A 23,487-nucleotide genomic window follows, 5' to 3' on the forward strand; every position below is an offset into this window, starting at 1 on the left:
ATAGATGCTCTTGCAAAAGAGCTGGGGGTTAGCGTTACTCCAGTTCGTGAAGCCCTTCATTACCTTGCCGCTCAGGGCTTAGTCAGTATAGAACCTCACAGAGGTTTTCTTGTGAAAAAATGGAGCAAAAAGGAAATAGAAGATTTGCTTTCTTTAAGATGTTATTTAGAAAAGCTTGCTGTGAGACTTTTCATAGAACGTGGATATGATAAGAATATCGAGGCTTTGAGGGAAAAGGTGAGAGAAATGAAGGTGATATTTGAAAGCAGGGATATAGGAAGAATGGAGAAGTGTAATATTGAGTTTCATACGGCTATAGTTAGGGGGAGCGGAAATGATGAGCTTCGTAAGGTTATCGATTCTCTGGCAGATAAGCTTCACCGTGTTAGGATTTTTTCGATATCTTTTCCGGGGAGATTTGAGAAATCGTTTAAAGAACATATAAGAATATACGAAGCGATAGAAAGGAAAAACATAGTATTGGCTGAAAAGAGAGTTGAGGAGCACATAGATAGCATTCTGAAGGCCTTGCTTAAGAGATTTGAGAAAGGAAGCGTTTAATCACCGGAAGATAGTAAAAGCTTAAGCTCGTTTGTAAGTCGTACCCAGTCCTTTAAGTCAAGCTCCTCTGCTCTTATTTTTTCATCCATGTTGAGCTTATGAAGGGTTTTTCTTATAATGTTTTCGCTTATGTTATCTTTAAGGTTATTAAGGAGTGTTTTTCTTTTTTTTCTGAAGCTTGCTTTGGCTACTTTTAGAAATAGCTCTTCGTCATCGATTCCCCATTTGTGATCAGGGGTTTTATATGGCGTGAGCTTCAGGAAGGAAGAGGTTACTTTCGGTTGAGGGTAAAAAACGCGAGGGGGAACATCAAATAGGATTTTTACGTCTGCATAGTATTGAATTATGACGCTTATTGCCCCTCTTGTTTTCCGCTTAGGAGGAGATGCTATTCTTTCTGCTACCTCTTTCTGTATCATTATATAAAGCTCATCTATAAGTCCCTTTCCTTTTTGAAGCAGGTATAGGATTATATCAATGGCTAAACTATAAGGAAGATTAGCCACCACTTTTATCTCGTATCTTCTTTTTTCCCTCTCTAAGAAGGATAAATCTACTTTTAGAATATCTTCCTCTATTAAAAAGAAGTTTGGCTGTGGGCTCATAACTTCATCGAGTATCTGGCATAGTATAGGATCTATCTCGACTCCAACGACCTTTGCAGAGTATTGTGATAGGAGGAGTGAGAGATTTCCCATTCCCGAGCCTATTTCCAGGACGAAGCTTTTTTTTGTTAAGTTTGCAGTTCTGCATATCTTATCCAATAATTGAGGATCGTAGAGGAAACTCTGTCCTCTTGACTTGTTGAACTTAAACTTATACCTATGGGCGAGGTCCTTCATTCTCTTCAGCGTAAGATACCTCATTTCCAAACCTCCTAATAAAAAAGGACCGGGCTTTCTCGCCGGTCCCTCCGTTTTCTCTTGAATGGTCGGGGCGAGAGGACTTGAACCTCCGACCCCCTGCGCCCCATGCAGGTGCGCTAACCAGGCTGCGCCACGCCCCGACTCCAGCTAAATTTTACACTTCTTTTGCGCCTAAGTCAAGCGGAAGAAGGTGCTAAGTGAGGGCGAGATTAAGGTTTGTAGAACTCGTAAAACCAAGAGGCGTTTATTCAGTATCCTCGAAGTTTTCTTAAGGTGGCGAGGTTTATTTTATCCCAGCTTCCACCTTTTGGAGGTTCCAGTATCATAGGTATACCCTTAAATCTCTCACCGTTGAGGATGAGGGAAAAGGCACGTTCTCCTATCTTTCCCTTGCCGATGTGTGCATGCCTGTCAATTCGGCTTCCTAACGGTGATGCTGAGTCATTTAAGTGGAAAGCGAAAAGGAACTCTATTCCTATAATTCTCGAAAAATACTTAAACGTGTTCCTATAGCCGTGTTCGGTTGATATATCGTATCCGGAGGCAAAAACATGGCATGTGTCAAAGCATACACCGAGTCTTTCTTCCTCTCCAACGATATCCATTATTTTTGCTAAATGATCGAATTTGTGCCCTATACTGCTTCCTTGGCCCGCTGTGGTTTCAAGGAGAAGGCGAACCGTGCTTTCTCTCGTTTCCTCAATTATAAGTTTTAGTCCCTCGGCTATCCTTTTTATCCCCCAAACTTCTCCCTTTCCTTTATGAGCTCCAGGATGCAGAACAAGGAAGGGTATTCCAAGCTCATCGCATCTTTTTATTTCTTCTATTAGTGAGGATATCGATTTCTCATAATGTTTTGGATCAGGTGAGGCGAGATTTATCAAGTAGGAGTCGTGAGCCACGATCTTTTTTATATGGCTTTTCTTCCACTCTTGATAGAACATTTCTATATCGAGCATCGATAGTTTTTTGCCAAACCATTGAAGCTGGTTTTTAGTAAATATCTGTATGGCTTCGCAGCGAAGCTTTTCTCCTCTCTCAATTGCTCTCCATATTCCCCCGGATATGGACATGTGCGCGCCTATTAAGCTCATTCAAGATATCTTTCCTTTCAAGTAGTTTTTTTATTATCCTGGCGGTTGCTCCCCAGATTCTATACCCTCTCCACTCGTATATGGGATAGGATATTATTTCTCCGTCTATTATAGCGCTTTCTTCCCTTGCGGAAAGCCCGAGTAGATCGTTTAGCGGTATTAATATTATCTCCGAGACTTCTGTTTCATTGGGATTGGGAAGCGCATTTCTATCAACCATGCCTATAAAAGGCGTAATGAGGAAATCGCTTGTGTAAGCCATTTCTTCCGGTAGTTCTGATATTATCTCGATTAACTCCCTGGAAATGCGTATTTCTTCTTCTGTTTCCCTCAGAGCAGTTTCATAAGGGGTTTCTCCTTCCTCCATTTTCCCGCCCGGGAAGCAGATTTGCCCACTATGATAAGGCAAATTAGGATTTCTAAGGGTTAATATCAAGTTAAGTTTATTTCTTCGGATAATGAAAGGGATCAAGACCGCGGCTTTCTTGACACTCTTTTTCATAACATATATTATACTCCAAAGGAGGTGGAGAATCATTGAAAGTTGGGTTAGTGCAAGTTTATACGGGGAATGGAAAGGGAAAAACAACTTCGGCTTTGGGCTTAGCTATGAGAGCCGTGGGGCATGGCTTTAAGGTAATAATGATACAGTTTATGAAGGGTAGAGTTAATTACGGCGAACTTGAGAGTGCGAAAAGGCTGGGGATCGAGATTGTGCAATTTGGAAGACCTACATTTGTTAATAAAGAAAATCCAGATCCTATTGATGTTGAGGAGGCTCATAAAGCTCTCTCTTTTGCGAAAGAGGTTTTAAAAAAGGGCGATTATGATATGGTTATACTTGACGAGATCAATGTCGCTCTTGACTTCAATCTTATTCCGCTGAAGGGCCTTCTTGAGCTTATTGATAGTAAGCCAGATTCGGTGGAGCTCGTCTTAACCGGTAGGTATGCGCATTCTAAGGTCATTGAGAGAGCCGATCTGGTTAGTGAGGTAATAGAGGTAAAGCATCCTTATATGAAAGGCGTGGAGGCAAGGAAGGGGATAGAATATTAAGGTTATAGAGCTTGACAGGGAGAAGGATATACATGGATGGTGGCGATGGAAGTACAGATCTTGCAGAGGGGAAAGATTTCTTCTCAATCCGTATGCCGGGTGCTCGATAGGCTGTTTCTTCTGCTATTCGCGAGCTCTTCCTGGATTTCACGGAAGAGCCTTTTCAGAAGGAGCTGTTTATGTCTGGAGTAAGTTTGCTGAGGGAGTGGCAAAGAGGCTTGACAAGCTTCTTTTCTCGCCGGCGGGTTATCTATCTCCAACGAGTGATCCCTTTCAACCGGTGAATGAGAAATATAGGCTTTCTGAGAAAATAATAAGGGTCTTTGTTGAGAGAAATCTTCCACTGGTGGTTGCTACTAAGGGGAGGGTGAGCGAGGAGGCGATTAGACTGCTTTCTGAGCAGAGAGACACCGTTCTTGAGTTTAGTCTTCTCACCTTAAGGGAGGATGTCAGAAGATTTCTTTCCCCTGGGGGGGCAAGCGTAAGTGAAATCCTTTCCTTGATTGAGAGGGCGTCGAATTATGGCATACATACCGTTTTAAGAGTGGATCCCGTTTTGCCATGGGTTAATGATAGGGAGGAGGATATATATAATCTAATCAGGGAAGCTAAAGAAAGAGGAGTAAGACACATTGTCCTTTCCTGTCTCGATATACCCCTTTCCATAAAAGAGCTCATTTTGAGGGCGTTAGCGTCATTTGCTCCCTCTTTGCTAGATAAGTATAGAGATCTTTATATTGAAAGAATGCGAAATTCACTTCACGCTCGAATTGAGTATAGAAAAGCGCTGTTCTCGAGAGTAAGGGATATGGCGACATCGCTTGGTATAACGTTTTCGCTGTGCATGGAATTTGATGGGAAGGGTTTAGATTTAAACCGGCTTTATGCTACCTCGGTGAACTGTGAGGGAAAGGGAATACCAATATACTTCAGGAAGGGTGAGGTTTTTGAACCACTTCCCTGCTCTAACGAGGGAGCGTGTCTTACATGTCATAATCCCATTTGTGGGCTTGAAGAGCTTGCTATGAAAGGAAAAGCAAAGTATTTTTCCTATTCCGATTTCAGGAGGTTCAGTCGCATTGGAAGAATGGGTTCAATTTTTAGGTCATGCAACTCTGTGGCTAAGAATTAAGGGACTTAGCTTACTCACCGATCCGATAGCTAAAGTCGTTTGGGGGAATGCTTCCTTAGGGAGGTTCTTTAACGAGATAGAAAAAAGCTTTCCCATAGATGTGGTATTGATTTCTCATACTCATAGAGATCACATGGATCTTCCTACGCTCAGAAAGATAAAAGCCAAGAGGGTCGTTCTACCTAAAGGAACTTCTCGATTTCTACCACCGGAATTGATGAGAAGTGCGATAGAGCTTGGGAAGTGGAGCTCCGTTAGGATCGGAGGCGTAAAGGTTACTGCGGTTCCTTCCAAGCACTTAAGCTGGAGATCTCCATATCCCTTTTTTCTTCCTGCGTTGGGGTTTATCGTGGAGTCTGGGGATTTAAGCTTTTATTTCGCAGGAGATACGGGTTTTAGCGAGAGACTTTTTAAAGTCATAGGAGAGCGTTTCAAGATAGATGTAGCCTTTCTGCCTGTAGGTCCTGCTCTTTTCTTCTTAAGATGGTATCATCTTTGTGCGAGAGATGCTATAAGAGCATGCGATCTTCTCGGGGCGAAGGTGTTCGTTCCAATACACTGGGGTGTGGTTAAAAGCATGAGTGGAGATTCTGCGAGAACTATCAAAAAGATCCTGGAGATATCCCCGCCAACCTTAAGGCTTCTTCACGTTGGTGAAAGAGTTTCCTGGAAAGAGCTTATAGAAGGGGAAAGGGCAGGGGGTGAAGCCGCCCCTGCCCTTAGGTCCCCTTAAGGAGGTTTAGTATCGAAGCGGCGTTGCTTCTTTTCTGATTTAGCATCAGGAGACCGGTTTGTTGAAGAATTTGATTGATAGTTAGGGCTGAAACTTCCTGCGCTACATCTGTGTCTCTGATTAGAGATTCGGCAGCCGTTAAGTTGACCGAGGCTACACCGAGTCTACTTATCTCGGAAGCGAGTCTATTCTGTTGAGCTCCGAGGTCGGTTCGCTTCGATGTTATCTTCTCCTGTGCCTTGTCGATGGCTCTCAGGGCGGTTTCATCCCCCAGTTTGACGTTGGTAAGTCCAAGGTTATCGACGTTCATATCGCTTATGACAGGTCGATTGTTGAATTTGGTGTTTTCTGCGATGTTGTTGAGCTCTTCCTTAAGCTGGTTAAACTCCTTTTCTATGGCTTGTCTGTCTTCCTCCGATAGAGTACCGTTGGTGGCTTGAACGGCAAGCTCTCTCATTCTCTCGACTATGTCGTTTTGAGATCCGAGGGCTTGATCAGCAACCTGGATTCTGGAGATCTCATCCTGATAATTTCTCATTTGCTGCATCATTTCAGCAAGCTGAGCTCTCATGCTTTCCGAGATGGCAAGCCCTGCTGCGTCATCTGCAGCTCTGTTAATACACATCATACTGCTTAAGCGCTCGATGTTTTTGGTGAGGCGCTTCTGAGTTTCCTCGAGGAAGATACCCTTCCGTGGAAACAGGGGTTCAGACCCTATCCTCATGATGCTTCACCCCCTCCCTTCCTTGGGTAAAAACCCCCTTCTTAACTAATTATACCACCTTTTTCGAGTTTTTGAATAATTTTCAGCCGGACTTTGACATCAAGCTTTGTTTTAAATATAATATATCTTGGGTTTTTAAGCTTTTTAGATGGGGGTGGTAGACTTGAGGAAGCTATTTGTCTTGCTTGTGGCGGTCAGCTTGGTTATTAGCTTTTGTGCATCCGCTTTTGCGACAACGAAGTGGATCGCTAATTCGGTTTGGCCTCCTAAGAATCATCATAGTATAGGCCTTAACATGTTTGCTAAGAAGGTTAAGGAGAGAACTGGTGGTAAGCTTATCATCAAGGTCTATGTGGGAGGTGCGCTTGGATATAAGGGCCCAGAGCTACTTAAAGTTGTTCGCGATGGACTTGTGCAGGTATCGGACATGCTCTTCAGTGGAGTTGCCGGAGATGAACCCGTTTTTGGAGTTACGACTTTGCCTTTCCTTGTGTGTGGTTTTAAGGAAGCCAGGCTTCTCATGGATATTGGCAGACCTTACTTTGAGGAGCTTACCCAGAAGAAATGGAATCAGAAAATACTTTATACCGCACCCTGGCCTCCAGCCGGACTCTGGACGAAGAAGCCTGTGAAATGCGTTGCGGATATGAAGGGGTTAAAGACCAGGACATACGACAAGAATGGCGCTTTGGTAGTAAAGGCTACGGGGGGGACTCCTTATGCTCTTCCATTCAGCGAGGTTTATTCTGCTCTGGCTACTGGATTGATTGATTCGGTTATAACTTCTACTCCTACCGCGGTTGACGGTAAGTTCTGGGAGGTCTTGAAATACTTTGAGAGGATAAACATAACGCAGGCAGCCGATATGGTTAACGTTAATCTTAGAGCGTTTAACAAGCTTGATAAGGATACTCAGAAGGTTCTTCTTGAAACGGGTAAGGAGATGGAGAGCTACATGTGGAACTGGGTTGAGAAGCTCGATAAGGAAAAGGAGAAGGAGTGTAATGAGCATGGCATAGTTTCTATACCGGTTTCTGAGGAATTTATGAACGAGCTCAGCAAGATTACGGAGAAGATTAGGAAGGATTGGCTTAAGACTGCTCCTCCTCAGGCGAAGGAGATATACCACAAGTTCCTTGAGAAGGTTGGAAGGAAGGATTAGAAATCTGTCTCTTTAAGAAATTTTGAAGCGTTAAGGGGTCTCTCTCGATTCTTAAGAGGGAGACCCCTTAAAGAATAACTGGAGGAGGTTTGGGGGATGAAAAGGTTGATAGCGTTTAGTGATAAGCTTTCCAATTTTGGTGGAAACCTTTCCGGGATAATGATGCTCATAGGTTTGATTCTGGTAGTTTCAGAAATTTTGGTTAGAGGGCTCTTTAGTAGAACTTTGTATATCACCGAGGAGTATACGGGATATCTAATGGCGGGGCTTACTTACGTTGCATTGGGTTATACGCTTAAGGAAAAGGGACATATAAGGATGACGTTTCTTTTAACCCATCTTTCTGAGCGCGGTAGACTGGTACTCGAAATGATTTGCTTTACTATCGGATTTGCCTTTTCCGTGGGGCTTACCTATGTTACTTTTATGTTTTTCTGGGATTCCTTGGTAAGTGGATCGAGATCTATGCAGGTTTCGGGTACGCCACTTGCCATACCTCAGTTTTTCTTGCCCTTAGGGGCTTTTATAATGGTCCTTCAGTTTCTTGCAGAATTTCTGAAAGCTTTAAAGGCATTTAGAGGTAAATTAGGCGACAAGAGCGAAAATTAAGGGGGGATAGTCGTGGACACTCTCTTCGCAAGCACGCTCCTCGTTCTTGGACTTCTCGGCGTTCTTCTCGTAAGTAGCGTTTGGGTGGGCACTGCTCTTTTCCTCGTGGGGCTTGCTGGATTTTATTTCTTTCTCGATGTTCCTATGGGGACGATCCTCGCTAACGTTGCTTGGAATAGCACGAGTGGTGCTACCATGTTTGCTCTTCCCCTTTTTGTATGGATGGGGGAGATCCTCTTCAGGAGCAGGATTTCTGAGAACCTATTTACGGGTCTTGCTCCTTGGCTTGATGCGATACCGGGCAGATTGATTCACGTAAACGTTTTTGCAAGCGCTATCTTTGCAGCGGTAAGCGGATCATCCGCTGCGACGACTGCTACCGTTGGGAAGATTACGCTTCCAGAGCTATTTAAGAGAGGGTATGATAGAACCCTTGCTATAGGCTCTCTTGCCGGTTCTGGAACCCTTGGTTTTATGATTCCTCCCAGCATGATGATGCTCGTTTATGGGATACTTGCAGATGTGAGTATAGGGAAGCTCTTTATAGCGGGGGTTATTCCAGGACTTATAATAGCTTTTATGTTCAGTGCTTATATAATGTTGGTCAGTGTTAAGAATCCCCATGTTGCTCCTCGAGCGCAGAGTAGCTATACCTGGGGTGATAGGATAAGGGCTATTCCTAAGATAGCTCCTGCGGTTATACTTGTGATAATAGTTTTAGGAAGCATATATACCGGATGGGCTACTCCAACTGAGGCGGCGGCAGTCGGAGTGGTAGGTTCTTTCTTCTTTGCTTGGCTTATAAAGAGCCTCGATAGAAGAGTTTTTAAGGAAGCCTTAAGGGGTGCGGTTAAGACGAGCTGTATGATAATGTGGATAGTTTGTGGCGCGACCTTTTTCTCCGTCGCAGTGGGATATCTGGGGATAACCCAAGGAATAGCCCAGTATGTGAGTAGTCTTGGACTATCCCGCTATACTCTCATAGCCATACTATCTATCATGTATCTTATCTTAGGCTGTCTCGTAGACGGTTTTTCCATGATAGTTATGAGCCTTCCTATAACGCTTCCGTTGATTAAGATGGCGGGTTTCGATCCTATATGGTTCGGGATCTATCTTGTAATAATGATTCAGGTGGCTCAAATAACTCCACCGGTGGGTTTTAATCTCTTCGTGATAAAGGGGCTGATAGGTGATGAGCTTACTACTATAGCTAAGGCTGCACTGCCATTTTTCATTATGCTTTTCATAGCAACTGCTCTTATAACCGTTTTTCCGAAGCTGGTTTTATTCTTGCCAAGCATGATGGTGAAGTAATTTTTCCTGAAGGGGGTGATGCAATGAGCTATCCAAGATACCTTCCTATGGGAGATAGAGCCTTCCTCGTGAGGTTTGGAGATGGGATTTCGGAGGAGCTCAACAGAAAGGTCAGATCCTTGGCCGTTTTGCTTGAGAAGAATCCCATAATCGGTGTGGAGGAGCTCGTCCCCACCTATAGATCTTTAATGATATGTTATAATCCTCTCAAGATTTCCCCTGAGGAGCTTGAAGGAGCCCTTAAAGATCTCGTAGAGGAAATTGAAGATGTGGAGCTTCCCGAGTCCCGAATTATAAAAATTCCCACGGTTTATGGAGGTAAGTATGGCCCAGATCTGGAGTTCGTAGCGAAGTATCATGGCTTGACTCCAGAAGAAGTCATAGAGCTTCATGCTAATAAGGATTACCTCGTTTATATGCTTGGCTTTACGCCAGGGTTTACCTTTCTTGGAGGACTTGATGAGAGGCTCCACACCCCCAGACTCTCGACTCCGAGAAAGAGGGTTCCAGCGGGTTCAGTCGGTATAGGAGGGAAGCAGACGGGGGTTTATGCGGTTACCTCTCCTGGTGGATGGAGGCTCATAGGTAGGACTTACGTTAAGATATACGATCCCGATAGGGATCCCCCTATCTTAGTTAGAGCTGGTGATTATATGAGATTCGTTCCCATAGATGAGGAGGAATTCCTGTCTAATTGGAAAGGGGAACTCGAATTCGCAGAATCGGTTGAGGAATAGGAGGTGTGAGCGGTTTTGATAGAGATAATATCTCCGGGATTGCTGACCACGGTTCAGGATCTGGGGAGGTTTGGTTTTCAAGCGCAGGGTATTTCTACAGCAGGTGCGATGGATGAGTTTGCTCTGAGGGTTGCAAATGCCCTTGTTGGAAATCCTCAAGGCGAGGCGTGCCTTGAGATAACGCTTTCAGGTCCCTCTATATCGTTTGAAGACGATGCCATAATAGCCATAACGGGCGGCGATCTTGGTCCATGCGTTAATGGCAATTCAATTCCCATGTGGGAAAGCGTTTATGTAAGGAAGGGAAGCGTGCTCTCGTTTTCCGGGATAAAATGGGGTGCGAGAGCTTATATAGCATTTCAAGGTGGGATTCTCGTTGAGAGGGTTATGGGGAGCAAATCTACGGATCTTAAGGCAAGGATAGGGGGTATAGGTGGGAGAGCTTTAAAGAAGGGGGATAAGATTGGAGTGGGGCTCCCGTTGGATAGATCGGTTTTGGGTAGAAGGTTCCCCCGCGAGCTTTTGCCTCCTTATTCGAATTCCCCCGTTTTAAGGGTAGTTCTTGGTCCTGAAGATGATCACTTTACGCAGGAAGCCATTGATAGCTTTTTCTCCCAGATCTGGGTTGTGGGGGACAGGGCTGATAGAATGGGATATAGGCTTGAGGGAGAACCTTTGAAGCACAGTGAGAAGGGAGCTGAGATAATATCAGACGGAATTGCTCTGGGAAGCGTTCAGGTGCCTAAGGATGGCAAACCGATAGTTCTCCTTAAGGACAGGCAAGCGGTTGGAGGATACTCCAAGATAGCAACCGTGATATCCGTCGATATACCCCTTATAGCTCAGCTTAAAACGGGAGATAAACTCTCCTTTAAGGAAATCTCTCTTAAAGAAGCTGTTAAGGAACTTGAGGAGAGGGAGAGACTCTTATCTTCTATGTCTTGGGGAGGGGCATTAAGGAGAGCTTCATATAGGATAAGAATCGGAGGAGAGGAGGTTATCGTGGAAGTTGAGGAACTATGAGCATAAAGTCTAAGATAGCCCTTCTTATAGGGCTAATCTCTCTGCTCGTTGTGGCTCTTATGGGCTATATTTCGTATGAGCAGAGTGTAAGGCATATAGAGACCTTGCTTCAGAGAGAAGCTGTTGATGCTTTGAAAAAGGTTTCTATGCTTCCCTCGATGATCTCCCGGATATACATGGAGCATACCAAGATATTCTCCGGGGGAATAATAGATGAGCTCAAGCGTCTTCTTGAAGTGGCGTCTGCGGTTGTCGATTTGGGACTCGTGGGCGAGAAAGAGAAGTTTATCTCTCTTCTCGAGTCTTTGAAGATCAAGGGTGGAGGTTTTTTCCTTATCGATTCCTCGGGGAAACCCTTCTGGAAATCGAGAGGGGCAAAAGATTTGCTTACCCCTGATGTTGATCTCCCAAACGCTCTTTTAACATATGGGGGATGGCAGAGATACGCTTCTGAAAAAGGGGCAAAAGTAATAGCTTGGAAAAGCCTGAGAAGCTGGGATTGGGTAATTGCAATAATTGTTTCTCAGGAAGAGTTTTCTTCCTTCCGCAGAGAGAAGTTTATGAATTCGCTTAGGAATATCCTTTTTGAGATTTTAAGATCGCTATCATTTGGCAAAAGAGGCTATATGCAGATGTTTCTTCCAAGCGGTAAGCTGATACTTTCTTCGAAAGCCTCTCTTGATCCAGATGATGTTCCTCGCAGTCCGTTCGTTAAGAAAGCTCTGGTGGGTGCCAGCGGAGCTTTCTTTTATGATTGGAAAGGGGAGCGTAAGTTAAGGGCTTTCCTTCAGATTAAGGTTCCTTGGGCTCCCGAAGGGAGGATACTGGTTCTTACCGCTTATGTGTCCGATTTCGTTGGCTTTCTTCCATCCTCGCTTATGCTTAGACTGACGATTCTCGGTGTCGTTCTATTTCTGGGGCTCTTTTTCCTGATTTACCTTTATCTTAACGGCAGGGTTTTTTCCGTTCTTTCCGATTTCTCCGATGGACTTGATAGTTTTATGAGAGGGGATTATCGGTATAAGATGAGAAGGGTTGGTGAGCTTGAATTAGATGAAATTATCGATAAGTTTAACGTTCTTGGAGAAACGCTGAGTTTTCAAAGAGATGAGCTTGAAAGCGCTTATGCGGAGCTTTCTGCTATAAATCTCGAGCTTGCCAAAAACAGAGAAGAGCTTGAGGCTACATATTCTCAGCTTAAGGCTTATGCTTCCAGCCTTGAAAGGCTTAACTTAGAGCTTTCAAGGAGCAACGAGATCCTGAGGATGATTTTCTCATCGAGTGAGAAGCTTCTCGTTGTGTCTGAAACGGAAGAGCCGTGGGAAGGAGTATATAGTGTCCTTAAGAGATTTTATGAGGATGTTGATCTTGGGATTTATGAGCTTTCTGATGGGGAGAGGTGGTTCGTTAGAAAAGCGGGTGCTGGTGAAGATAGGATTTCCGCTGAGGAGGGCGTCTGGGAAAAGCTCGTTAAGGATGGAAAACCCGTTATGCTGAGCGGAGGCGGGGAAAGCTTTGAGCGTGGGGAAGAAGCCCTGGATATAACCAAGCTTATGGTGCCGATACAGTTCAGGGAGAGGATATATGGTCTTATACTTCTCGTTTCAAAGAGGGAAGACCTTTTGACGCAGGTAGATCTTGAGCTTATATCGATGCTCGCTAATCTCGTTGGGGTTTCAATAGCAAATAGACAGTACTTTAACTCGGCTCTTAAGAAAGCCAGAAGGCTTAAAGCTCTCGCCGAAGTTTCTGAGCTAATCACATCGAGTGTAGATTTAAGAAAAGATTTCGATGCGATAGTCAAGAGCGTTGCGGATAAGGTTGGCTTCGATTCCCTTGAGATTTTGCTGAAGGAGGGAGATCGCTTAAGGAGGGTATCGGGTATAGGAGACGTTGCTTCGATAGATTACGGTGATGAGGGATGGGATATAAAGAGGGGTGTAACCGGCTGGGTAGCCCGTCATGGCAGGGGGGCTTTCGTTCCAGATGTGAGTAAAGATCTAAGGTACGTGGGTCTGCTTGAGGGAATTAGAAGCGAAATAGCTGTTCCTATAAGGGGAGATGGGAAGGTATATGGCGTTATAAATGTGGAGAGCACGCGTGAGCTTACGTTTGATGATTATGAGGTTTTAAGCGTCCTTGGCAGACATATAGGTGTGGCTTTAAGAAAGGAAGAGCTATTCCATGAAATAGCTGAGGAGGCGAAAAGATTCAGATTTCTGTATGAAGTTGCTTACAGGCTTAGTACGCTTGAGCCGTTAAAAAGCATACTTGAAGACGTTTGTGAAAGGATAGCGGAAGAAAAACAGCTGATTGATGTTGGAATAGCCGTGTATAACGAGCGCAACGATGCCTGGGATTTCCTTGCAGGTAAGGTGGGAAGGCTCGTATCCGATCAGGTTCTTCAAAAGCTGAGAGAGGGTAAGGGACTTGTTAAGAGAGCCCTTAACGGTAGAAAGGTAATAAACGTGGGAGATGTGTTTCAAGATCCCTCTTATATAAAGATATTTGATGAAACGCGTTCAGAGCTGATTACGCCTGTGAGGGTGGGTGAGAAGGTAATTGGAATACTGAATGTCGAGAGTCCGAGGCTAAATGATTTTACCAAGAAGGATGAAGAGTTCTTTGAATCGCTCGCCAGTCTCATAGGGCTTGCCATTATAAGGGACAGGCTTATAGAGGATCTGAGGCTTCAGACCGAACGGCTTAAAGCTCTCGTCGATGTCTCTCGAAAGATTATTTCTGTCTATGAGAGAGAGAAATTCTATAAGTATCTCTGTGATACCCTATTTGAGAAGCTTAGATATGGTTCTGTTGCGTACTATGAGATAGATTGGGGAAGAGAGGAGGCGATCTTCAAAGCAGGGAGTGGGATACTCGAAAGGGCGCCTGAGAAGGTAAAGGTTCTAAAGGTGAGGAAGACCGGGATTCTTGGGTATGTGGCTCTCACGGGTGAGGCTTTGAATCTCCCAGATGTCGATAAAGATTCGAGATTCTTTAAGGTTCTTGAGATAACGAAATCCGCCATAGCGGTTCCAGTTAAAGTCGGAGAAAAGGTACAGGGAATAATTCTTATTACGGATCCGTTTCCTAACGCCTTTTCATCCTCGGATGAGGAGCTTTTGATCTCGGTTGCTAATCTGGCGTCATCCGTTCTCAAGGGAATCGAGTATAGAGAAGCCATACAGAGTAAGACCGATAGAATGAATCTTCTCTATAACCTTTCTCTTAGGCTATCTCAGGCGATCGATGAGGAAGAGGTATATAGCGTGGTTATCAATTTCCTTGGGAAGGGTGCTAAATATTCATATGTTACGTTACAGGTTGTAAGAGGCAATGAGCTTATTTTGAAAAGAACGTTCCCAGAAGGGAGTTGGACGCTTAAGAGGATAAGGTTTGGTCAAGGCATAACGGGATGGGTTGGACTCTATGGGGAAACGGTTCTCGTTAACGATGTATCAAAGGATCCGCGCTATATTCCCGGAGCTCCTAACGTTAAAAGTGAGCTTGCAGTGGCGGTAAAGGTGAGAGGAGAAGTTAGAGCTGTTTTGAACCTTGAGAGCGATAGGGTAGGAGCCTTTACCGATGAGGATAGGTGGCTTCTTGAAGCAGTTTCGACCTCCATGGGCGTTGTCATGGAGAGGCTTGAGTATCTTAAGGAGCTTGAGGAGAATCTTTTCGCTACAACTCTTGCTCTTGCAAAGACAATAGAGTATAAGGATCCTTATACGAGAGGGCATTGTGAGCGGGTTATGGAGCTCTCGGATAGGCTTGCAGCACGGATAGGGCTTTCTGAGGCCGACAGGAAGAGGATAAGGTATGCCGCCATTTTGCACGATATAGGCAAGATAGGAGTCCCCGGGAGGGTGCTTAATAAACCTGGAAAGCTCACGGATGAGGAGTTTGAGATGGTTAAGAAGCATTCTACACTCGGTGAGGAGATACTAAAGGGGGTTCCTTTCTTTAAGGATATAGCTCCCTTGGTGCGCTGGCATCATGAGAGATGGGACGGTAAAGGATACCCTGACGGGCTTAAGGGATACGAGATTCCTCTTGAAGATCGCGTCATGTCTATAGCAGATGCGTATGATGCTATGACATCGGATAGACCTTATAGGAAAGCCCTTCCAAAAGAGATAGCCATAAAAGAGATAGAGGATGGGAAGGGGAAGCAGTTTGATCCCCTACTTGCTGAGGAGTTTTTAAGAATGCTTAAGGAGGGTGATGTCAATGAGGGTAGATCTAAACAGTGATATGGGCGAGAGCTTTGGAAGGTATAAGCTGGGGTATGATGAGGAGGTGTTGAAATATGTGTCCTCTGCTAATATAGCCTGTGGTGCTCACGCTGGCGATCCATTAGTGATGGAAGAAACCGTTAAGTTTGCGCTGGAAAACGGCGTTGCTGTTGGAGCACATCCAGGTTATCCAGATCTTCAGGGCTTTGGCAGGAGAAGCCTCGCCATGTCTCCGAATGAAATAGAGGCTTTTGTGCTTTACCAGCTTGGAGCTTTATCTGCTTTCGTTCAAAGTCATGGAGGTAAACTACGTCATGTTAAGCCTCATGGTGCTCTTTATATAGATGCTTATAAAGCTGCTTCCGCTGGCGATGAGAGCATATGCAGAGCCATAGGTAACGCGGTTAAGAGGTTTGATCCCTCCTTGATACTTGTTGGACTTGCTGGTTCGAAGATGGTTGATATATGGAGAAGAATGGGACTTAAAGTTGCAGAGGAGGTCTTTGCAGACAGGGCATATAATCCCGATGGTACATTGGTTTCTCGATCCAAGCCTGGTGCCGTTATAAAGGATCCCGATGAGGTGGTTAGGCGGGTTATAAAAATGGTCAAAGATAAGGAGATAGTGGCTATTGATGGAACCGTTATTAAGGACTTTTCGTTTGATACCATATGTGTTCATGGGGATACCCCAACTGCTGTTGAACTCGTGAGGAGAATAAGAGAGGCTTTTGATAGAGAGGGCATAGAAGTGAAACCGATGGAAGTGTGATCTTTATTTCTCGAGTGTGAGGCCCTGAAAGCCATATGGCTTTCAGGGCTTTATTTTTTAGAAAAATTTTTTCTTTAGCAAAACCACCTCTTTTTCTCCATCTATATAGATGGAGGGAGGTGATATGAATGGCAAGTTATGTGGATGCTCTCGCTCGTCTCTCTATCAGGGTTCTTGAGAATGGTTCAAGGAGAACCTACTCGTGGAATGGAGTGAAACCCAACGTATCTGCAGATGACCTTAACGCTGTTGCTGACACTTTAATGAGCTTTTCTAATTCTACTGTTCAGGGAAAACTTCTTGTGAGAAATCTTAATATAGTTTAAGGAGGTGAGAAGCTTTGAGGTATCTTCATATGTATTTTCGCAATGCTGATGGTAGAAGAGTAAGGATAACGGTGAGGAACGCACGTGATGGGATAACTTCCGAAGAGGTTTCAAATGCAATGGATGTAATTCTTTCCAAGGATGTTTTCTCCCCCTCTTTGGTCTCGGCTCTTGAAGCGGAGATAGAAGAGAGAACAATAACCGAGCTTTAAACCCTTATCTGATTGGGATCCCCCAACATTAAGGGGGATCCCAATCAAGCCCTTAGGTGGAAGGAGGTGCATTTTCTTGAACGATATAAGGTTATCTCCTCACTTTTCTTTAAAGGAGTTTGAATGCCCCTGTTGCAAGTGCGTAAGGCTTGATGAAAAGCTGCTTGCAAAGCTTGAGGCCTTACGGGTACTGTGGGGAAAAAGTATCGTTATAACAAGTGGTTATAGATGTGAAAGGCACAATAGGAAGATCGGCGGAGCAAGAAATTCACTTCATATGAAAGGAAAAGCCGTTGATATAAAGGTTCCCGAGAGGGAACAAGGGAAAATACTAACTCTTTGTAAGTTGCTTGGCCTGAGAGTTATCCCGTATGGAAGGAGAAATTTCGCTCATATCGATATAGGGGGTGATAAAAATGGATGTTTATCAGGTTATATCAAATCTGGGATTTCCAATAGTTTTAAGCTTTTATCTTTTAGTCAGGCTGGAGCGGGAGATGAGAGAGCTAAAAGAAGCCATCTATTCTTTGACTCAGACAATAAAGGAGGTGTCTTAGAAAGTGAGAGTAAAAACCGTTCAGGCTATCTTTAGCATTCTTAGGGATCTTGAGCCAGTCGTTCTCGATATTTCCGCGTTTCTTGAGAAGGGAGAACACAGCGAGCTGGAGAAGTTAGCCGATAACATATTGAAGCTCGTAAAAAAATACGGCATTGATATGCCGATTCCAGATTTTGTTTTAAAGTGGCTCATCTGTGAGCTGACTGAGAGGCTTTTCATATCTCTTGACAAATTAAGGGGAGCATGCTATAATCCGAATTGAAGATATGAGAATGATTATCAATTTGGGGGTGATAGATTATGTGGGGTTTCGGAAGAGGATGGGGAGGAGGTTTTGGTAGAGGCTGGGGAATGGGATATGGAAGGTTCATGGGAAGAGGGAACCCATATCCCTTCTGCCGGTTCTACCCTTGGCTACCGCGAGGCTGGTGGCGGACCGGAATGGCGCCATACATGGCTGCTCCCTATTATTACTATAGACCCCCGATGACCTATGCCCCATACTATTGGTAGGATCGCCTTTGAGGGGCGCTTCCCTTAAAGGAAGCGCCCCTCAAAACTATAAGGGGGAGGGTGATGTTCAATGATAGTCATAACAGCGAGCGGAAATACGCTGGATTCGACAGTCGATCCAAGATTTGGAAGAGCCCCGTATTTTATCTTCGTTAACCCAGAGGATATGTCTTATACTGCGGAGCCTAATCCTGCAGCTGGTGCAGTTGGAGGAGCGGGAATAAGTGCTGCTCAGCATGTCTTGAGCAAGGGGGTAAGTGCAATTATAACGGGAAATCTTGGCCCTAATGCGTGGGGTGTGCTTTCCAGTTCTGGAATAAGAGTTTTTCAAGCTCCGCCGGGGATTACCGTGAGAGAAGCGGTTGAGATGTTCCGTAATGGTGAGCTCCCTCCGCTCCAGGGTGGTGTCCCGGGTATGGGCATGGGTCCTGGTATGGGTAGAGGCATGGGTATGGGTAGAGGCATGGGAAGAGGAATGGGAAGAGGACGCGGTATGGGTATGGGAAGAGGTATGGGACGTGGTGGTGGAGGTATGGGACGTGGCGGTGGAGGAGGAAGGGGTTTCTTTTAAAGCTCCTCCCTCTTCTTCCTTAGATAAGAATCTGTTAGAAGATCCGCTATAAAAGTTGATATAAGGGCCGGTCCGAATGGACTAAGCCCGAAAAGCTCAAAGGCAAAGATGGCGCAGCCTATAGGAGCGCTAACCGTTCCTGCAAGGGTCGAAGTTGCAGTGAGAGCGATAAAGAGTTTTTTTTGCGCTGGGTGAGCGATGCCTAATTGATAGAGGATGAGAAAGAGCCCTCCACCGGTTAGTGCTCCGGTTATAAGAGCAGGTCCTATCATTCCTCCGCTTCCTCCAGCGCCAACATAGGTTCCGTTGGCAATGATTTTCCCCCCCGCGGTAGCGAGCATTATGAGAGCTAAGATGATGAGGGGGAAGTTTTCTTCCTTTCCTCCAAATGGAATTTGTGCCATCTTGTTATGGATTTTCATCTCCTTCGCTATGAGCACGTTCTCAAGTCCGTATCCCAAGAAGTTTGGAAATAGGTTATTGTTTTCATAATCGCTCTTTATGGATATGTGAGATGGCTTTATGGAAAAAAGCTTTCCATCAGTGATGTTTAAAAGCCCCCATGCTGTAAAGGCGATTATCGCGGATGCCATAACGGGAAGGAGAAATTTTCTCTGGATTGAGGTTCTTTTTCTCAGTTTTTCTATCTTTTCATAATACCTCACAAAGAGGTACGATGTTATTCCTCCCATCAACCCAAGCAGGGGAAACAGCGCATAGTCCCTTAGCGCAGGCGTATAGTGGTTTAATCCGAATATCGGGATATCTCCGAATACTACGAGTGAGACGAGGGCTCCTAAGATTCCTGCCCCCTCTGCATAAATAAGATCTTCTAAGCTCACCTTTCCAGTGTAAAGCTTTTTTCCATATATGGCTTCGACGGAGAATATTCCCGCTCCAAAGGGAGCCTTAAGAACCGCTCCTATCCCAGCTGAGATTGCCATAAGGGAGAGTCTTGGATTCATTCTTTTAAAAATGAAGCAGGAAAAAAGGTGTCCAATTCTACCAGCGGGGCCAACGAGGCCTCCACTATTGCATAAACCTATTCCTATTATCTGGGCGAATGCTTTAAGCAAAAGGGACCTTCCAGGCATAGGGGGAAACTTGTCGTTTAATATTTCCTCTGCAGTTATATCGAGACCAGGTCCCCATGCATGTGCTTCCCTTAAGTTTCTTTTCCATATGGGAATACTAACCATGAGGGCTCCGACGGGAGGGAAAACGACCAGAAGGAAAGGTTTCTCCCTTATGATGCCAAAGCAAAGATTTTCCAAGTTAAATATAGCAAGTAAAACGGCATCGGTTATTATGCCAACGGATATTCCAACAAATACGGTTTTAAGAATTTCCCTCAGTAATTTCATTTCAAGGAAGATTCTATCACGTAAGCATTTTCAGAGCAACACATTTGAGCTTGACATTTACTCCAGGTATATGGTATTCTTTTTATGAGACAATCTTGTATGCAAGGTGGTAGGCATGGATAGCGTGGTTGATTTGATTAAAAGGGGCATAATGACGGGTAAGTTCCTACCGGGGCAGAGGTTAAATGAGGTTGAGCTCGCTGAGGAGTTTGGTGTTAGTCGAACTCCGGTAAGGGAGGCTTTACGTGAGCTTGTTGCAAGTGGCCTTCTGGAATACGAGAAGCGCAGGGGCATAAGGGTTAAGAGGTACACGCTTGCAGAAATAAGGCAAGTATATGAGGTATGGTCCGAGCTTGAGGCCATAGCTGCCCGTCTTGCTGCATCAAGGAGAGATGATGTCGGATTAGCGAAGCTCAGAAGCAATCTCGATGAGCAGCGAAAGATGGTCTTAAGCGGAAACATAGATTGGAAGTATATAGAGCTAAATGATGAGTTCCATTTAGTTATAGCTCAGATGACCCAGAACCAGTTTTTTTATAGGATTTTGCGCAATATGAGAGAGCTCGTCAGGCTTTACAGACTTGGAAGCGTGGGATGTTTGGGAAGGCTTAAGGAATCGTTTGAGGAGCACATAAAAATATATGAAGCTATAAGGGATAGAGATCCAGAAGCTGCCTACAACATGACATTCGTTCACGTGAGGAATGCCTTCGCTTACATAGAGAGGCGTGAGGAGGTGCAGGAACTTGGTAGAGCCCTATGAGAAACTTAAAAGTAGCCCTTTCTATGTGAAGAGAACGCCCGAGGGAGAGCTTATAGCGGTTTTAGATCTTAAGCTTGATGGCAGGGGTTTGAAGCTTATACTGCCGAGATCTCGGGCTATAAAGAGGGGGGAAATTCATGAGGTAATCATTACAACGGAGGATGCTTCACCTGGTGAAGAAGTTGGATACGCCGTTTACGTTGGTTTCTGGGAAGCTTCGGTGGGAGGAATAGTTGAGGTTGGAGATGAGCTTTGGATAGGGGGGAAGAGAATAGGGGTTTTGCTTGGATTTGATGAAACACACTTTCCTAATCACTTAAATATGGTCTTCAGGGGAGAGCCTCTTACAGGTAAGGAGCGGGGGCTTTCTCTCGGAGACGAAGTTAAATTTAAGAGGAGGGAGGAGCAATGAGCGAAAAGAAGTTCAAGTTCAAACTTTACAGGCATCTGCAGGAAAGCATCCCGAAGATATACGAGGAAGCGAGAAAAGTGGCAGATGAGATAGGTATACCAAAAGATATAAGAGGTAAGTTTGGTTTAACTGGTGCCATATCAAGCTGTCACGGTTTGCTTACCCGCAAGGTTTCGAAGGCTATCGATGATGCTGCTCGTGAGGTAGTTCCAAATAAGGTTTATGATGAGGAAATAAGAGAGCTGGTTAAGAGCTATTACGGGGATGAATATGACGGGGTTGGGGTTAACACATGTGAGGCGGCACTCTGGCTCAGCTTTGATGTTTTAGTCAGCCCGCCATTTCAGGGCAGGGGGGATAAATACAGGGTGCGTTATATAGCCCCATATGAAAGGCACCTACATCATCAGGGAGGATATGGAAGACCTTTCCCTCCCAAATATAAGGATATCTTTGCGGACAGAGGTTGTACGGCTGGAGAGCTTGGGTTCTATGGAAAGAGACTGGAGAATCTGGATGTAATCTATGTTCCTCTTGAAGGTGCCAGATATGAAGTCCATGGAATAAAATATCATCCCGCTGTCCTCCTTAGCGAGGTAAAGCCTAAGAAATCGCTTGATGTTATAGCCAAGGTTGCTGAGAGACATGCTCCATTCCTGGGAGGATTCTCTTCGCTTGCTTACGATACTCCTGGATATGGATATGGAGTCAAGGATGAGGAAGGGACGCCGATACTCCAGAAGGGAATTGCTGGACTTGCTAAGGAGTTCAATGTACCGTACATAATGGATAATGCTTGGGGAATACCGTTTATAGGGGCGGATATAAGGCGGATAGGTGCTGATTTGATACTTTACAGTATGGATAAGGCGAGTGGAGCTCCCACAGTCGGATTGATCGTCGGGCGTGAGGAAGTGATGGTTCCCATAAGAAGAGCTCTTGGTACTCATGGGGATAGATGGGGAACCGGCGCGTCCCACGGGAAAGCTGCTTATGTGACCTTTGATCCGGGGAAGGAAGCGCTCGTGGGATTGATAGCTGCTCTTAAGGTTTTGCTGGAAGAACCGGACAAGTTTAAGAGGGTGGTGGATAAGCTTTACGATATAGTCGTGGAGGAATTCAATGGGATTCATCCCGCTTTAAGAAACGAGTTTAGTTTTGCTAAAAGCTATAACTCAGGGGCTGTGGAGATCAATTATGATAGAACGTGGAAAGATGGAATAGGTTTGCCAATCTTTTCTATTGAGGATATGTATTCGGGCACTAATATTCTTCAAAGCGGTCTCTCTCAAATGGGAATAATACCAACTATAGCTTATGACGCTAATATATTTGTATCGCCTGGACTCGGTACCACTGATGAGGATGGAGAACTGATAGAGGACAGAATGAGGCTTGCTATCAGAGGGTTGGTCAAGCTTATAGAAATAGTTGCCAAATATGCGGGATTGATATGAGCTGGAGGAATAGATTAATAGATGCCTTGGATATAGAGACCTTCTTTATAGCGAGAGATGAGGAAGAGGGAAGAAGCCTTCTTCTTAGCATGTTGAAGGAAATGGGCTTTAAAGATGTTGATTTAGTTTTCGCTCAAAAAAAGGGCATAGGTGTTAGAGTTAGAGGGCGCGCGTATGTCGCGCGCCCGGGTGAAAAGTATCTCTGGCTCGAGAGGGAAGATAAGGTTGGCTAAGGTTTTGCTTTTCCCGTTTGATCCCGTTCATGATGTTGCGTTAAAGATAATAAAAAGGCTCCTCTCTGAAAAAGGGCACGATGTATATCTTCTCCCTCCTGATATGCCTGAGCTGGAAGTAATAGAGGAGATTAAAAGAAGAAGACCCGATTTTCTTTTAATTTCAAGAACTATAAGCTACGATGCTGCAGAAAAGCTGGCACGCTTTATAGATCTTCTCGATGCTCAGGGTTTAAGGGAAAACATGAAGGTAGTAGTTGGAGGGAAAGCTATTACGCCGGAGCTTGCTGCGGAGCTGGGGTATGATGCGGGTTTTGGTGATGGAACAAGATGGGAAGACATAATTGCCTTCGTAGAAGAGGGGAAAATTGAAGAGGGAAGGGCTGATCGCATTAAATGCAAGGTTAGTCTAACGGATAGGTACACTTATGAGTTTCACGATGAAGCTATAGGGAAATTACTCGGTGAGATAGCCTCAGAGATAGTAGAATGGGCTTCTTCAAGGAGCTCTCCAGGTGTGGAGAGAGCAAAGCTTCGCGAGAGGATTTTGGGTGGAGAGAATTACCTACTCGATGAGTACCTTTCTTTATGTGATGATGCTGTGATAAACTATTATAGGCATGGAGTGGTCCCTCCGCATGTTAGGAAGCTCTCTTGCGAGGAAAAGGAAGAGCTTAGGGCTTTAGTCGATAGGCTAAAGGAAGAGAATGATCTTGAGGTTATATGTGAGGATAGAAGATTTCTCGTTTTCGCTCAGTATGGTACTGGCTGTCCTTTTATGGACATTGTTCACATAAAGGCGTGCGAAGCATGGGGAGCAGATGGTGTTATTCACTTCGATCCCTCTTGGGGGGCGAGAACTGAGGGGCTCCTCTCAGGGCTTTTATCTCATGAGCATGATGGATCCATAATTACATATGAGAACCTTGAAGCGATAAAGATGTCATTATACAAATCTACGATGTGGAATGTAAGGGCTCACAGGGGTCTTAATACGCCTGAGACTGCCCTCTACGCAGGCTATCTCGGTGCAGACCTGACCAAGATAAACATACC

Annotated in this window: 27 protein-coding genes and 1 tRNA gene; 22 read left to right on the plus strand and 6 right to left on the minus strand. The window is 44.8% G+C overall.

Annotation, left to right across the window (positions count from 1 at the left end):
* On the plus strand, nt 1-561 hold a 561-nt coding region (locus tag J7M13_02385), incomplete at its 5' end, for a GntR family transcriptional regulator (GenBank protein ID MCD6362837.1).
* Here the strand turns inward: J7M13_02385 and rsmA are convergent.
* The 4 genes from rsmA to J7M13_02405 all read right to left on the minus strand — a co-directional run bounded on the left by rsmA (nt 558) and on the right by J7M13_02405 (nt 3,023).
* The gene (rsmA, locus tag J7M13_02390) at nt 558-1,427 is read right to left on the minus strand and encodes a ribosomal RNA small subunit methyltransferase A (protein MCD6362838.1); all 870 of its coding nucleotides are present in this window, start codon (nt 1,425-1,427) and stop codon (nt 558-560) included. The two genes, J7M13_02385 and rsmA, sit on opposite strands and share 4 nt — an antisense overlap.
* A 62-nt stretch (nt 1,428-1,489) precedes the next feature.
* Nucleotides 1,490-1,567: transfer RNA gene (locus tag J7M13_02395), tRNA-Pro, on the minus strand.
* Between the two features lie 108 nt (nt 1,568-1,675).
* A complete protein-coding gene (locus tag J7M13_02400; protein ID MCD6362839.1) occupies nt 1,676-2,521 on the minus strand; it encodes a deoxyribonuclease IV in 846 nt (281 codons plus the stop codon).
* Nucleotides 2,466-3,023 (minus strand): CoA pyrophosphatase, encoded by a 558-nt coding sequence (locus tag J7M13_02405; protein ID MCD6362840.1) that lies wholly within the window; start codon nt 3,021-3,023, stop codon nt 2,466-2,468. The genes J7M13_02400 and J7M13_02405 overlap by 56 nt, the downstream gene beginning before the upstream one ends.
* A gap of 35 nt (nt 3,024-3,058) precedes the next feature.
* On the opposite strand from J7M13_02405, the gene cobO reads away from it, so the two are divergent.
* The 3 genes from cobO to J7M13_02420 are packed head-to-tail and all read left to right on the plus strand — an operon-like array spanning nt 3,059 to nt 5,442.
* On the plus strand, nt 3,059-3,577 hold the full coding sequence (cobO, locus tag J7M13_02410) for a cob(I)yrinic acid a,c-diamide adenosyltransferase (protein ID MCD6362841.1): 519 nt from the start codon (nt 3,059-3,061) through the stop codon (nt 3,575-3,577).
* A complete protein-coding gene (locus tag J7M13_02415; protein ID MCD6362842.1) occupies nt 3,573-4,709 on the plus strand; it encodes a radical SAM protein in 1,137 nt (378 codons plus the stop codon). Before cobO ends, J7M13_02415 begins: the two co-directional genes overlap by 5 nt.
* The gene (locus J7M13_02420) at nt 4,657-5,442 is read left to right on the plus strand and encodes an MBL fold metallo-hydrolase (GenBank protein MCD6362843.1); all 786 of its coding nucleotides are present in this window, start codon (nt 4,657-4,659) and stop codon (nt 5,440-5,442) included. The genes J7M13_02415 and J7M13_02420 overlap by 53 nt, the downstream gene beginning before the upstream one ends.
* On the opposite strand, the gene J7M13_02425 is transcribed toward J7M13_02420, so the two are convergent.
* Complete coding sequence (locus J7M13_02425; protein ID MCD6362844.1) at nt 5,429-6,166, minus strand: flagellin; 738 nt, start codon at nt 6,164-6,166, stop codon at nt 5,429-5,431. The genes J7M13_02420 and J7M13_02425 overlap by 14 nt on opposite strands.
* Nucleotides 6,167-6,329: 163 nt before the next feature.
* Between J7M13_02425 and J7M13_02430 the strand changes: the two genes are divergently transcribed.
* From J7M13_02430 to J7M13_02490, 13 genes are all read left to right on the plus strand, one after another.
* Complete coding sequence (locus J7M13_02430) at nt 6,330-7,328, plus strand: TRAP transporter substrate-binding protein (protein MCD6362845.1); 999 nt, start codon at nt 6,330-6,332, stop codon at nt 7,326-7,328.
* Between the two features lie 96 nt (nt 7,329-7,424).
* Nucleotides 7,425-7,937: a TRAP transporter small permease gene (locus J7M13_02435; GenBank protein MCD6362846.1), complete on the plus strand. Its 513-nt coding sequence runs from the start codon at nt 7,425-7,427 to the stop codon at nt 7,935-7,937.
* A gap of 6 nt (nt 7,938-7,943) precedes the next feature.
* Nucleotides 7,944-9,254, plus strand: coding sequence for a TRAP transporter large permease subunit (locus tag J7M13_02440; protein ID MCD6362847.1), 1,311 nt, complete (start codon nt 7,944-7,946; stop codon nt 9,252-9,254).
* 23 nt (nt 9,255-9,277) lie between these two features.
* A complete protein-coding gene (pxpB, locus tag J7M13_02445) occupies nt 9,278-9,991 on the plus strand; it encodes a 5-oxoprolinase subunit PxpB (protein ID MCD6362848.1) in 714 nt (237 codons plus the stop codon).
* A gap of 15 nt (nt 9,992-10,006) precedes the next feature.
* Entirely contained in the window at nt 10,007-11,014 is a 1,008-nt protein-coding gene (locus J7M13_02450) for a biotin-dependent carboxyltransferase (protein ID MCD6362849.1), read from the plus strand.
* On the plus strand, nt 11,011-15,267 hold the full coding sequence (locus J7M13_02455; GenBank protein MCD6362850.1) for a GAF domain-containing protein: 4,257 nt from the start codon (nt 11,011-11,013) through the stop codon (nt 15,265-15,267). The genes J7M13_02450 and J7M13_02455 overlap by 4 nt, the downstream gene beginning before the upstream one ends.
* Nucleotides 15,245-16,021, plus strand: a complete 777-nt coding sequence (locus J7M13_02460; protein MCD6362851.1) for a LamB/YcsF family protein — start codon at nt 15,245-15,247, stop codon at nt 16,019-16,021. The genes J7M13_02455 and J7M13_02460 overlap by 23 nt, the downstream gene beginning before the upstream one ends.
* Before the next feature lie 128 nt (nt 16,022-16,149).
* Nucleotides 16,150-16,347: a hypothetical protein gene (locus J7M13_02465; protein ID MCD6362852.1), complete on the plus strand. Its 198-nt coding sequence runs from the start codon at nt 16,150-16,152 to the stop codon at nt 16,345-16,347.
* Nucleotides 16,348-16,361: 14 nt separating this feature from the next.
* On the plus strand, nt 16,362-16,559 hold the full coding sequence (locus J7M13_02470; GenBank protein MCD6362853.1) for a DUF2922 domain-containing protein: 198 nt from the start codon (nt 16,362-16,364) through the stop codon (nt 16,557-16,559).
* A gap of 70 nt (nt 16,560-16,629) precedes the next feature.
* Nucleotides 16,630-17,151 carry a DUF882 domain-containing protein gene (locus J7M13_02475; protein ID MCD6362854.1) on the plus strand — a complete coding sequence of 174 codons (522 nt, stop codon included), beginning with the start codon at nt 16,630-16,632 and terminating at the stop codon, nt 17,149-17,151.
* Nucleotides 17,120-17,380, plus strand: coding sequence for a hypothetical protein (locus J7M13_02480; GenBank protein MCD6362855.1), 261 nt, complete (start codon nt 17,120-17,122; stop codon nt 17,378-17,380). Before J7M13_02475 ends, J7M13_02480 begins: the two co-directional genes overlap by 32 nt.
* Nucleotides 17,381-17,418: 38 nt before the next feature.
* Nucleotides 17,419-17,631: a hypothetical protein gene (locus J7M13_02485; GenBank protein MCD6362856.1), complete on the plus strand. Its 213-nt coding sequence runs from the start codon at nt 17,419-17,421 to the stop codon at nt 17,629-17,631.
* A gap of 70 nt (nt 17,632-17,701) precedes the next feature.
* A complete protein-coding gene (locus tag J7M13_02490) occupies nt 17,702-18,202 on the plus strand; it encodes a NifB/NifX family molybdenum-iron cluster-binding protein (GenBank protein MCD6362857.1) in 501 nt (166 codons plus the stop codon).
* Here J7M13_02490 and J7M13_02495 read toward each other — a convergent pair.
* The gene (locus tag J7M13_02495; GenBank protein MCD6362858.1) at nt 18,199-19,566 is read right to left on the minus strand and encodes a chloride channel protein; all 1,368 of its coding nucleotides are present in this window, start codon (nt 19,564-19,566) and stop codon (nt 18,199-18,201) included. The two genes, J7M13_02490 and J7M13_02495, sit on opposite strands and share 4 nt — an antisense overlap.
* 115 nt (nt 19,567-19,681) lie before the next feature.
* On the opposite strand from J7M13_02495, the gene J7M13_02500 reads away from it, so the two are divergent.
* The 5 genes from J7M13_02500 to J7M13_02520 form a co-directional block, all read left to right on the plus strand.
* Nucleotides 19,682-20,329 carry a GntR family transcriptional regulator gene (locus J7M13_02500; protein MCD6362859.1) on the plus strand — a complete coding sequence of 216 codons (648 nt, stop codon included), beginning with the start codon at nt 19,682-19,684 and terminating at the stop codon, nt 20,327-20,329.
* On the plus strand, nt 20,313-20,741 hold the full coding sequence (locus tag J7M13_02505) for a hypothetical protein (GenBank protein ID MCD6362860.1): 429 nt from the start codon (nt 20,313-20,315) through the stop codon (nt 20,739-20,741). The genes J7M13_02500 and J7M13_02505 overlap by 17 nt, the downstream gene beginning before the upstream one ends.
* Complete coding sequence (locus tag J7M13_02510; protein ID MCD6362861.1) at nt 20,738-22,198, plus strand: hypothetical protein; 1,461 nt, start codon at nt 20,738-20,740, stop codon at nt 22,196-22,198. The genes J7M13_02505 and J7M13_02510 overlap by 4 nt, the downstream gene beginning before the upstream one ends.
* Nucleotides 22,195-22,431, plus strand: coding sequence for a hypothetical protein (locus tag J7M13_02515; protein ID MCD6362862.1), 237 nt, complete (start codon nt 22,195-22,197; stop codon nt 22,429-22,431). The genes J7M13_02510 and J7M13_02515 overlap by 4 nt, the downstream gene beginning before the upstream one ends.
* The coding region (locus J7M13_02520; GenBank protein MCD6362863.1) for a cobalamin B12-binding domain-containing protein at nt 22,424-23,487 on the plus strand (1,064 nt) is incomplete at its 3' end. The genes J7M13_02515 and J7M13_02520, both read left to right, overlap by 8 nt.

This window comes from Synergistota bacterium, from assembly GCA_021159885.1.
Taxonomy (GTDB): Bacteria; Synergistota; GBS-1; order GBS-1; family GBS-1; genus AUK310.

What these genes read in the sequence shown, in the direction of transcription:
- rsmA (MCD6362838.1), bottom strand. Translation starts at nt 1,427, where the DNA reads ATGAGGTATCTTACGCTGAAGAGAATGAAGGACCTCGCCCATAGGTAT.
- J7M13_02400 (MCD6362839.1), bottom strand. Translation starts at nt 2,521, where the DNA reads ATGAGCTTAATAGGCGCGCACATGTCCATATCCGGGGGAATATGGAGA.
- J7M13_02405 (MCD6362840.1), bottom strand. Translation starts at nt 3,023, where the DNA reads ATGAAAAAGAGTGTCAAGAAAGCCGCGGTCTTGATCCCTTTCATTATC.
- J7M13_02425 (MCD6362844.1), bottom strand. Translation starts at nt 6,166, where the DNA reads ATGAGGATAGGGTCTGAACCCCTGTTTCCACGGAAGGGTATCTTCCTC.
- J7M13_02435 (MCD6362846.1), top strand. Translation starts at nt 7,425, where the DNA reads ATGAAAAGGTTGATAGCGTTTAGTGATAAGCTTTCCAATTTTGGTGGA.
- pxpB (MCD6362848.1), top strand. Translation starts at nt 9,278, where the DNA reads ATGAGCTATCCAAGATACCTTCCTATGGGAGATAGAGCCTTCCTCGTG.
- J7M13_02455 (MCD6362850.1), top strand. Translation starts at nt 11,011, where the DNA reads ATGAGCATAAAGTCTAAGATAGCCCTTCTTATAGGGCTAATCTCTCTG.
- J7M13_02460 (MCD6362851.1), top strand. Translation starts at nt 15,245, where the DNA reads ATGAGGGTAGATCTAAACAGTGATATGGGCGAGAGCTTTGGAAGGTAT.
- J7M13_02465 (MCD6362852.1), top strand. Translation starts at nt 16,150, where the DNA reads ATGGCAAGTTATGTGGATGCTCTCGCTCGTCTCTCTATCAGGGTTCTT.
- J7M13_02485 (MCD6362856.1), top strand. Translation starts at nt 17,419, where the DNA reads ATGTGGGGTTTCGGAAGAGGATGGGGAGGAGGTTTTGGTAGAGGCTGG.
- J7M13_02490 (MCD6362857.1), top strand. Translation starts at nt 17,702, where the DNA reads ATGATAGTCATAACAGCGAGCGGAAATACGCTGGATTCGACAGTCGAT.
- J7M13_02495 (MCD6362858.1), bottom strand. Translation starts at nt 19,566, where the DNA reads ATGAAATTACTGAGGGAAATTCTTAAAACCGTATTTGTTGGAATATCC.
- J7M13_02500 (MCD6362859.1), top strand. Translation starts at nt 19,682, where the DNA reads ATGGATAGCGTGGTTGATTTGATTAAAAGGGGCATAATGACGGGTAAG.
- J7M13_02510 (MCD6362861.1), top strand. Translation starts at nt 20,738, where the DNA reads ATGAGCGAAAAGAAGTTCAAGTTCAAACTTTACAGGCATCTGCAGGAA.
- J7M13_02515 (MCD6362862.1), top strand. Translation starts at nt 22,195, where the DNA reads ATGAGCTGGAGGAATAGATTAATAGATGCCTTGGATATAGAGACCTTC.